The sequence below is a fragment of the Agromyces larvae genome, assembly GCF_022811705.1.
Lineage (GTDB): Bacteria > Actinomycetota > Actinomycetes > Actinomycetales > Microbacteriaceae > Agromyces > Agromyces larvae.
Genome location: NZ_CP094528.1, coordinates 1,500,461 through 1,509,526, shown reverse-complemented (window position 1 = coordinate 1,509,526; position 9,066 = coordinate 1,500,461). Strand labels below are relative to the sequence as shown.

Below are 9,066 nucleotides of genomic sequence, written 5' to 3'. Positions count from 1 at the left end.
GTCTCACGAACGGGGATCGAGCGGGGCGGATGCCTCGACGGCGCGCCGCGCGGCCGCGCGATGCCGGTCGTCGACGACGAGCATGAGCCGGCCGCCGTGGTCGCTGTACAGCGCGATCAGGTCCACCCCGGCGTCGGCGAGGCGTGCGAGCAGGGCGGCCAGTTGCCCGGGGCGGCCCTGGTCGAGCCGGGTCGCGACCGCCTCGGAGACGACGGGGTCGTAGCCCGCGGCGCGCAGCGCCGCCTCGGCGCGGGCGCCGTCGTCGACGAGGAAGTGCGCGGTGCCGGCCCCGCCTCCGTCGTCGACCCACGCGCCGCCGCCCTCGAGGTTGACGCCGGCTTCGCCCACCACCGCGGCGAACCGGGCGAGCGCGCCGGGTCGGTGGGGGAGCGGCACGGCGATGTCGCGTTCGCGGGGGTCCGTCTCGGGGAAGCTCACGCGGCGACCTCCGTCTCGATCACCGGTTCGAGGGCCACGTCGCTCGTGAGCGAGTTCGCGATGTAGCACCCCTCGTGGGCGGTGCGCAGCAACGCGTCGACGCGGGCCGCGACCTGGCCCTCGACACCTGCCGCGCTGCCCGAGCGGACCCGCACCCGCGGCCGCAGCACGATGCGGGCGATCCGGCCGTCGCGCAGCTCGCCCTCGGCGTCGTCGGCGTAGTCGACCACGTCGACGCCGGCTCGCGCCGCCTCGCCGAGGAACATCAGCAGCAGGCACGAGCTCGCCGCGGCGACGAGCAGTTGTTCGGGGTTGAGCAGCGCCGCGTCGCCGCGGAACGCCGCGTCGGCGCTGAGGTGCAGCGTGGCGTCGGCGGGCGGGGCGCTGACGGCGTGCGCCCGCGAGTAGGTGCGGTAGCCCTCGGCGGTGGAGCCGTGCCAGGCGAGCGCGGTGCGATATCGATGCGTGTCCATGCGGCAACGGTACGGCCGGAACGTTTCGGTCGGCACCGAAACGTCGGACGCGTAGGCTGACCGGCATGGCCACCGACTTCTCGGCACTCGGGCGGGCGCTCGCGGTGCCGGCGCGCAGCGAGATCGTGTCGTTGCTGATGGACGGCTCGCGCCGGCCGGCGGGCGAACTCGCCGCGGCCGCGGGCGTCTCGGCATCGACGGCGAGCGATCACCTCGCGGTGCTCGTCGACGCTGGGCTGCTCACCGCCGAGGCGCGCGGGCGGCAGCGGTTCTTCCGCATCGCCGACCCGGGAGTCGCGGCGGCGCTCGAGCAGCTCGGCGCGCTCGCACCGCAGACGCCGGTGCACGACTATCGGCGGCACCGAGCGGCGCGCGACCTCGCGTCGGGACGCTACTGCTACGACCACCTGGCCGGTGCGATCGGCGTCGCGATCGCCGATGCCTTCGTCGCGCAGGGCGTGCTCGACCGGTTCGACGAGGAGTTCGCCCTCACCGCGCACGCGGCCGCGCGCCTCGACGCACTCGGCATCGATCTCGTCGCGGCGCGGGGCCGACGGCGCGCGACCGTGCTCGCGTGCCTCGACTGGACCGAGCGGCGGTTCCACGTCGCCGGAGCACTCGGCGCGGCGATCGCCGAGCGGGTGTCGCGGGCCGAGTGGGTGCGACGCCGCAGCGGGTCGCGCCGGGGCGTCGAGGTGACGGCGGAGGGCCGCCGCGCGCTGCGCGACGAGTGGGGGGTCGCGCTCGACCCGCCCGCGTGAGCGGCGTGCCGACCCGCCCGCGCGAGCGGCGGGGCGCCGAACCTGTACTCGGTGTCGGTCGCGCGGGTTAGGCTACGGGCCGTGGAGACCTCGACCCGGATCCCCGTGCCCGGCACCTACAACTTCCGCGACGTCGGCGGGCTGCCCGCCGTGGCCGGCGTCGTCCGCCCCGGCGTGCTCTACCGCTCCGACGGGCTCTTCCGTCTCGGCGACGAAGGGCGCGATCGTCTGCGCGAACTCGGCCTCTCCCGCGTGATCGACCTGCGCGACGAGCGCGAAGCGCACACCATGCCCGACGATCTCGACGGGCTCGACGTGCAGGTGCGCCGGCTCCCGGTCTTCGAGGGCTCGGGCGCCTCGCAGGGCGCGGCGGGCATCTCGCTCGAGGCCCTCTACGAACGCATCGTCACGCAGCACTCCCGTGTCGTGGTCGACGCGGTGCGGCACATCGCGACCGCCGACGGCGCGGTGCTGGTGCACTGCACCGCCGGCAAGGACCGCACCGGCGTCGTGGTGGCCATGACCCTGCTGGCCGTCGGCGTGGACCGCGACGCGGTCGTCGCGGACTACGAGCGCACCGAGCAGAACCTCGCCGGTGAGTGGCTCGAGGGCATGATCGAGATGATCGGGCGCTACGGCGTCGCCGACACGCCCGAGCTGCGCATCCTGATGGGCGGCAGCCCGCCCGAGGCGATCGAATCGGCCATCGAGCGGGTCGAACGCGAGCACGGGTCGGCGCGCGAGTACCTGCTCGCCTCAGGGCTCGCCCTCGGCGAGCTGGCCGAGCTCGAGGCCCGGCTGGTCGAGCGCGGCTGAATTCGCGGACCCGGCGCTCGGGTCGTCAGCGCTGGGGCGTCAGTGCTCGGGAAGCGCCTCGAATCGCGCATGCACCGATGCCTCGATGGTGAGGTGCCGGGGCGTGAAATCGATGCTCGGGCCGCCGTTGCCGCCGCCTGCCGCAGCCATCGCGCGCACGCCGGCCGGCGCGCCGCCGGCGTACGACTGCATGCCCGCTTCGAGCATGCCCGGGTCGGCGATCGCGACCGGCACGACCGCCCCGAGGCCGAGGCTCGCGGCGTACGCCTCGGCCTTCCGGCGTGCGGAGCGCACGGCGTCGTCGCGTACCCGCTCGCGGAGCCGGTCGCGCGTGCGCTCGGTGAGCGCCCAGTCGATGCCGACCACGGTGACGCCGTCGACGAGCGCGACCCGGCTCGTCCAGTCGGCGAGGGTCGCGAAGTCGGCGAACTTCGCCTCGATCTCGGCGGTGGTGCGGTGGACGGGCGGCAGCACCTTGCCGTCCTTGTTCCATGGGCGGTACGACGCGGTGCGCAGTTGTCCGGCCGACCACCAGGTCAGCGGCGCCGGGTCGAGCGCGGCGAGGGTGCGGAGCTGCTCGCCGAGCTCGCTGTGCAGGCGCGACACGGGCTCGAACGATCTGCCCCGGTCGGCGGCTTCGAACGAGATCGACACCGTGACGGTGGCCCGCTCGGCAGGATGATGGGTCTCGGCGCTGCCGAGCACGGTGATGACGACGGGATCCGGCATGCCGCAAGGGTATCGAGGTGCGCGGCGGAATGGCGTGGCATCCGTCGCTGTTGTATCCTGAAAGGCCGCGCTCGCCCGAGCGAAGCGCGGAATTGGAAACTCCACAGTGTGCGACGACGGCCCGCCAGCGATGGCACCCACGGGGATGATCGGTTTCGACATCGCCTGTGTGCCCACGAGAAGCGGGCCGAGGATGCAGGGTTATCTCGTGAACGCTCCCTGCGAATCAATAACTGCCAATAAGAAGCAGTCCGACTTCGCTCTCGCTGCGTAAGCAGAGCCGATAGTCCGTCAGTCCGGGTTCGTTCCCGCCCCGGTTCCTGGCGTCATCTAGGGAACTCGCTGCGCACCGGCGCCTGAACGGTGCGTGGGACTCTTTCAGGCTGGGCCCGTCGACTCAGGTGCCTGTGACACGAGTCGGGGCCGAGCAGAACGCCTCACAGGCTGCGCCCGGAGAAGACGTGGAATCTCAGCGATGGACGGGGGTTCGATTCCCCCCATCTCCACACTCCGCCGCCGGAGCTCCGACTCCGGCGGATGAGCCGTCGTCGCACACTGCGGAACACCGCCCGGCGCCGCTGCGCCGCCTCAGGCCCCGGCGGGTCGCGCCGTGATGCCCAGACCGGGCTTGCGCGCGTGCACCGACAGATACCGCAACCCGCCGTCGCCCGCGACGAATCGGCGTTGCGAGCGGCGCGGCAGCCAGACGACCGCGCCCGGTTCGAGCGGCACGGCGTCCAGTTCGGTCTCGAGCGTGCCCGACCCGGCGATCACGAACACCAGCACGTCGAGGTTCGGCCCCTCGTGGCGGCGGATCTCGTCGCCCGGCGGGAGCACGATGATGTTCGAGTCGAGGTCGCGCCGGGACGGGCGCAGGCGCCAGACCGAGCCGGCGGCGTCGACGGGCGTGTCGATCGCGTGCGCGCCCGACACGACGATGCGGGGCAGGGCGGTACCGGCCCGCTTGGTGATGCGGATGCGCCAACCGGCGGCGTCCGACGAACCCGGCAGCGCGTGCCATCCGAAGGCGCCCGCGAACTCCTCCTCGAACTCGTCGCGCAGATGCCGGGGCTCGTGATCGTTGACGAGCACGATCGACTGGCCCGGACGAAGGTCGTCGTACGCCGCGAACACGAGCGGGTGCCGATCGCCGCGCGGCACCGGGCGCACGTCGATCTCGCGGACGTCGCCGGATGCCCCGGGGTCGGCGGTGTCGGCGGCACCACTGGGTTCGGCGAGTTCGGCGAGTTCGTCGGGGCCGTCGGCACCGTCGGCGCGGTCGGGTTCGCCGGGTGCCCCGGCAGTGGGTGCGGGCGCGGTCACGAGGCATCCCTTCGCTGTGCTGCAACGGTCTCACGAGACACGATGCCACGGGCGGCCGCCGCGCGCAGGAGCTCGGCCGTGCGCGCGACCGCAGGGTGCGCGCGCATCGTGCGCTTCACCCGCAGCATGACGCGTCGGCGCACGTCGGCGTCGTGCACGGGAACCGCGAGCACGCCCGGCGGCAGCCGATACGCCCCGAGCCGCGGCACGACCGTCACCCCGAGGCCCTCGGCGACGAAGTCGAACGCGCTCGCGTAGTCGGGCGCGGCGACGCGGAAGCGCGGGACGAAGCCGCGCTCGGCGCAGGCGGTGATGACGATCTCGCGACAGGGACCGCGTGCGTGATCGTTGTCGACCCACGGCTCGTCGGCGAGCTCGGTCAGCGCGACCGACGTGTGCGCGGCGAGCGCGTGCGTGTGCGGCACGACCGCGAGGTAGTCCTCGGTGCGCAGCTCTTCGAGGTCGTAGCCGTCGGCGTGACCGTCGGCGGCAGCCGGGTCGCGGTCGGGATGCACGGATTCGGCGACGTAGACCTCGAGGTCGGGGTCGACCGAGCGCCGGCCGCGCAGTTCGAGCAGGTCGACCTCCAGCCGCACGTCGGGGAACTCGTCGCCGACGGCGCGCAGCACGCTCGGCATCCACGCCCGGTTCGCGGACATGAAGCAGCCCACCCGCAGGGTGCCGCGTCGCCCGCTGCGCAGATCGTCGGCCAGGAGGTCGAAGTCGGCGAGCTGGTCGAGCACCCGGGTGGCGCGGTCGGCCACCGCCAGACCGGCCGCGGTCGGGCGGATGCCACGGCCGTGCCGTTCGATCAACGCCAAGCCGGTCTCGCGCTGCAGCGCACTCACATGCTGGCTCACCGCCGACGGTGTGTAGCCGAGCCGTTCGGCCGCGCGGTTGATGGAGCCCGCCTGGACGACGGCGCGGAAGACACGCAGGCGCTGAGGGTCGACCATGCGCCAACCATACAGTGCCGCTGAACGATTGGATAGCAGCATTCGCTTGTGCTGAATCCAGGCGTCGGTGAGGCTGGCCGCATGACGACTTCCGCCGAGCGATCCGTCGAGCCCGTGGCATCCGTGGCATCCGAGTCATCCGAGGAGCCCGTGGCATCCGTCGAGCCCGTGGCATCCGAGGAGCCCGTGCCATCCGTGGAGTCTGCCGCGCCCGTCGCGGCCGGCCGTGCGCTCGACTGGCGCGTCCTCTTCGCGACCGCCGTCGTCCTCGTGCTCTGGGCATCGGCGTTCATCGCGATCCGCGGGATCGGCGACGCGCTCTCCCCGGGCGCCCTCGCCCTCGGCCGCCAACTCGTCGGCGCGCTCGCTCTCATCGCGGTCGCGATCTGGCGTCGGCCCGCGATGCCGCGCGGTCGTGGCCTCGTGCTGGTGATCGCCTACGGCGTCCTGTGGTTCGCGGGCTACACGCTCGCCCTGAACGTCGCCGAGCGCCACCTCGATGCGGGCACGACCGCCATGCTCGTGAACATCGCGCCGCTGCTCGTCGCGCTCGTCGCCGGCATCGTGCTGAACGAGGGATTCCCGCGGCCGCTCATCGTCGGCATCGGCATCGCCTTCGCGGGCGTCGTGGTCATCGCACTCGGCGGCACCGGCGCGCACGGCGACGCGACCGGTATCGCGCTCGGGCTCGTCGCCGCGGCCCTGTACGCGAGCGGCGTGCTCGTGCAGAAGGTCGCGCTGCGCACGACCGACGCGCTCGCAGCGACCTGGCTGGGATGCGCGGTCGGCGCGGTCGCGCTGCTGCCGTTCCTGCCGCAGCTGGTCGGCGAGGTCGGGCAGGCACCGCCAGGGGCGCTCGCGGCGACGGTGTACCTCGGCATCTTCCCGACCGCGATCGCATTCCTGCTCTGGGCGTGGGTGCTCCAGCGCAGCACGGCCGGTGCGACCGCGTCGGCGACGCTCGCGGTGCCCGCCATCGTGGTGCTCCTGTCGTGGCTGCTGCTCGGCGAGCTGCCGACGGCGGCCGGGCTCATCGGCGGTGCGCTCTGCCTCGCCGGTGTGGCGTGGAGCCGGCGGCGCTCACGCGTCCGCCGCGACCAGGGCGCGCCGGACGCGGCGACCGCCGGTTCGGGATCTGCGGCGAGCGATCGACGGTGAGCGATCTGCAGTGAGCGATCTGCAGTGAGCGATCGGCGGTGACGGATGCCTCGGGCTACCCGTCGGCAGCTGAGGCCAGCGCGCGGAGCACCGCATCGTGCAGGGCGCCGTTCGTGGCGAGCGAACTGCCGTGCCACGGGCCGGCATCGCCGGTGATCGAGGTGAACCGGCCGCCCGCCTCCTCGACGATCGGAACCACCGCGGCCAAGTCGTACACCTTCACGTCGAACTCGCCCACGATCTCGAGCAGCCCCTCGGCGAGGAGCATGTACGACCACGCGTCGCCGTAGGCGCGGTCGCGCCACACCAGCTGCGACAGCGACAGCAGCCGATCGAGGTACCCCGCTTCGCGCCACTGCGCGATGCTCTGGAAGCTGAGGGATGCATCGGCCAGCTCGGCCACGGACGACACCGCGATGCGTCGCGGCGCGTTGCCCGAGGCATCCGCGAGCCCGGTCGGCGGGGTCGTGCCCGGAGCATCCACCGTCCACGCGCCGCCGCCCGCCGCAGCCCACCAGCGCCGACCGAGGGCGGGCATCGCGACCACGCCGACGACCGGGCGCCCGTCGACCGCCAGCGCGATGAGGGTGGCCCACACCGGCACGCCGCGCAGGAAATTCGCGGTGCCGTCGATGGGATCGATGATCCACTGCCGGGTCGTGCCGCCCTCGGTGCCGAACTCCTCGCCGAGCACGCCGTCGTCGGGACGGACCGCGGCGAGCCGGTCGCGGATCGCGCGCTCGACCGCGAGATCGGCCTCGGTGACCGGAGTGCGATCGGGCTTCGTGCGCACCTCGAGGTCGACCGCGCGGAAGCGGTCGAGCGAGACCGCGTCGGCCAGGTCGGCGAGTTCGAGGGCGAGCGCGAGGTCGTCGGCGAAGGGCGAGGACGAGGCATCGGTGGTCACCGCATCAGGCTATCGAGTCGTGTGCGAAGGCGGTGCGGGATGCTCCGCGCACGCGCCTGCGCGGCGCCCGCGCAGGCGCGTGCGCGGTCGCCTGCGCTCGATTGGCGCGAGCCCGGGTGAACTGGTACAGTCGTACCTCGGTTCGGCTGTGCCGAAACCACGCACCTCTAGCTCAATCGGCAGAGCAACTGACTCTTAATCAGTGGGTTCAGGGTTCAAGTCCCTGGGGGTGCACCAAAAAGCCCCGGTCACCGCTTCAAAACGGTGACCGGGGCTTCTGGCATTTTCGGGCCAGGTCTCCATCTGGTCTCCACTTTGCCTGTCAGTCGGTCTCCACATCGGGCACGGCGCTACGGAACGCCGACTCCAGCAGCGCCGTCGCATCCGGCCCCTCAGCGGCCCGCTGGATGTAGTGCTTCAGCGCCACCGTCTCGGTGTTGCCGAGCTGGCGCGACGCAGTCTTGGCATCCATCTGCCTCGCAACCAAGGTCGCGACCGCCTTGCGGAAATCCTTCGGCACGATCCCCTCGTACTTGCTGCCCTTCAGCGCCTCATGCCACCAGCGCCGACGGAAGTTCGCGTCCTGGATCCAGCCGCCGCGCCCGTTCGGGAACACCTTCTCGTTGTACGACTCGACCCGGCGGCGCAGCAGCACCTCGACCGCGAACTGGGGGAGCAGCAGCCGTCGCTCGCTGTTCTCCGTCTTCGGGAACTCCTGGCGCAGTACCTTCCCGTGTTCGTCCTGGATCAGGGTCGCGCGGATCGTGACGGTGGGCTGCTTCGCGTCGAGGTCGATGTCGTCCCAGGTCAGCGCGAGCACCTCGTTGGTGCGTGCGCCGGTGGCGAACTCGATCTTCCCGAAGTCCTCGAGCGGGTGGTTCCGGGTCACGCCCCGCCCGTCCTTGCCACGGTCCCATGCACGGAACAGCGTCAGCATCTCGGCTACGGCTGCGGCGTCGGGCGCCTGCGGGGCGCGGCGTTCCGACCGGGCCTTGGCGGGCATCGACGCGACGTTGTGCATGGGGTTGTGCTTCATGGCCCCGTGCCGGACGGCTAGACCGAACGCGGCGCGCAGGATCGTGCGATGCGCCTTGGACTGCTTCACCGACTTCAGGAACCGGTCCACGCGAGGCACCGTGCACTCTCTCAGCTGCACGCCGCCGAGGCCCTTCACGATCTGGCGCTTGCGGGACTCGTACGTGACCACCGTTTGCACGGCCGGCTTGCTCGCCAGCCACTCGAGCCACCACAGATCGATCAGCTCGGCCACAGTAGAGGTCGGGGTCAGGTCGGACTCGGATTCCACGAACAGATCCTTGAGCGCGTCCTTCAATGCGCGCTCTGCGCGGGGCCAGGTGTCCGCCGTGCGCAGGATGCGTTTCCGGTTGCCGGCGGAGTCGCGGTAGTAAGCGTCCGCGGCGGGTTTCCCCTTCCACGTGATGCGGCGGATCTTCCCGTACTCCTCCGTGCGGATACGTTCCCTAGCCACGATCTGACTCCTCCCT

10 protein-coding genes, 1 tRNA gene and 1 other RNA gene are annotated in these 9,066 nt (G+C 72.3%); 5 read left to right on the top strand and 7 right to left on the bottom strand.

What is annotated here, in order from left to right; translation table 11 throughout:
• Window positions 1–3 precede the first annotated feature (3 nt).
• Together MTO99_RS07160 and MTO99_RS07155 are read right to left on the bottom strand one after the other, a co-directional pair.
• Entirely contained in the window at window positions 4–438 is a 435-nt protein-coding gene (locus tag MTO99_RS07160) for an ACT domain-containing protein (RefSeq protein ID WP_243558127.1), read from the bottom strand.
• Window positions 435–911 carry an OsmC family protein gene (locus MTO99_RS07155; RefSeq protein WP_243558126.1) on the bottom strand — a complete coding sequence of 159 codons (477 nt, stop codon included), beginning with the start codon at window positions 909–911 and terminating at the stop codon, window positions 435–437. Before MTO99_RS07155 ends, MTO99_RS07160 begins: the two co-directional genes overlap by 4 nt.
• Window positions 912–976: 65 nt before the next feature.
• Between MTO99_RS07155 and MTO99_RS07150 the strand changes: the two genes are divergently transcribed.
• Together MTO99_RS07150 and MTO99_RS07145 are read left to right on the top strand one after the other, a co-directional pair.
• Window positions 977–1,672 (top strand): ArsR/SmtB family transcription factor, encoded by a 696-nt coding sequence (locus MTO99_RS07150; protein WP_243558125.1) that lies wholly within the window; start codon window positions 977–979, stop codon window positions 1,670–1,672.
• Window positions 1,673–1,753: 81 nt separating this feature from the next.
• Window positions 1,754–2,488 (top strand): tyrosine-protein phosphatase, encoded by a 735-nt coding sequence (locus MTO99_RS07145; protein WP_243558124.1) that lies wholly within the window; start codon window positions 1,754–1,756, stop codon window positions 2,486–2,488.
• Between the two features lie 39 nt (window positions 2,489–2,527).
• Here MTO99_RS07145 and MTO99_RS07140 read toward each other — a convergent pair whose 3' ends face one another.
• Window positions 2,528–3,217, bottom strand: a complete 690-nt coding sequence (locus MTO99_RS07140) for an SIMPL domain-containing protein (RefSeq protein ID WP_243558123.1) — start codon at window positions 3,215–3,217, stop codon at window positions 2,528–2,530.
• Between the two features lie 141 nt (window positions 3,218–3,358).
• On the opposite strand from MTO99_RS07140, the gene ssrA reads away from it, so the two are divergent.
• Window positions 3,359–3,726: a transfer-messenger RNA gene (gene ssrA / locus MTO99_RS07135) on the top strand.
• 79 nt (window positions 3,727–3,805) lie between these two features.
• Here the strand turns inward: ssrA and MTO99_RS07130 are convergent.
• Together MTO99_RS07130 and MTO99_RS07125 are read right to left on the bottom strand one after the other, a co-directional pair.
• Window positions 3,806–4,540 carry a DUF2249 domain-containing protein gene (locus MTO99_RS07130; protein WP_243558122.1) on the bottom strand — a complete coding sequence of 245 codons (735 nt, stop codon included), beginning with the start codon at window positions 4,538–4,540 and terminating at the stop codon, window positions 3,806–3,808.
• Entirely contained in the window at window positions 4,537–5,496 is a 960-nt protein-coding gene (locus MTO99_RS07125) for a LysR family transcriptional regulator (protein ID WP_243558121.1), read from the bottom strand. Before MTO99_RS07125 ends, MTO99_RS07130 begins: the two co-directional genes overlap by 4 nt.
• An 81-nt stretch (window positions 5,497–5,577) precedes the next feature.
• On the opposite strand from MTO99_RS07125, the gene MTO99_RS07120 reads away from it, so the two are divergent.
• Window positions 5,578–6,654, top strand: coding sequence for a DMT family transporter (locus tag MTO99_RS07120; RefSeq protein WP_243558120.1), 1,077 nt, complete (start codon window positions 5,578–5,580; stop codon window positions 6,652–6,654).
• Between the two features lie 55 nt (window positions 6,655–6,709).
• Here the strand turns inward: MTO99_RS07120 and MTO99_RS07115 are convergent, their stop codons facing one another.
• Entirely contained in the window at window positions 6,710–7,561 is an 852-nt protein-coding gene (locus tag MTO99_RS07115) for an inositol monophosphatase family protein (RefSeq protein ID WP_243558119.1), read from the bottom strand.
• Window positions 7,562–7,722: 161 nt separating this feature from the next.
• On the opposite strand from MTO99_RS07115, the gene MTO99_RS07110 reads away from it, so the two are divergent.
• A tRNA-Lys gene (locus MTO99_RS07110) sits at window positions 7,723–7,798 on the top strand.
• A gap of 85 nt (window positions 7,799–7,883) precedes the next feature.
• Here MTO99_RS07110 and MTO99_RS07105 read toward each other — a convergent pair.
• Window positions 7,884–9,050 (bottom strand): site-specific integrase, encoded by a 1,167-nt coding sequence (locus tag MTO99_RS07105; RefSeq protein ID WP_243558118.1) that lies wholly within the window; start codon window positions 9,048–9,050, stop codon window positions 7,884–7,886.
• Between the last annotated feature and the right edge of the window lie 16 nt (window positions 9,051–9,066).

What these genes read in the sequence shown, in the direction of transcription:
- MTO99_RS07150 (WP_243558125.1), top strand. Translation starts at nt 977, where the DNA reads ATGGCCACCGACTTCTCGGCACTCGGGCGGGCGCTCGCGGTGCCGGCG.
- MTO99_RS07125 (WP_243558121.1), bottom strand. Translation starts at nt 5,496, where the DNA reads ATGGTCGACCCTCAGCGCCTGCGTGTCTTCCGCGCCGTCGTCCAGGCG.
- MTO99_RS07140 (WP_243558123.1), bottom strand. Translation starts at nt 3,217, where the DNA reads ATGCCGGATCCCGTCGTCATCACCGTGCTCGGCAGCGCCGAGACCCAT.
- MTO99_RS07120 (WP_243558120.1), top strand. Translation starts at nt 5,578, where the DNA reads ATGACGACTTCCGCCGAGCGATCCGTCGAGCCCGTGGCATCCGTGGCA.
- MTO99_RS07155 (WP_243558126.1), bottom strand. Translation starts at nt 911, where the DNA reads ATGGACACGCATCGATATCGCACCGCGCTCGCCTGGCACGGCTCCACC.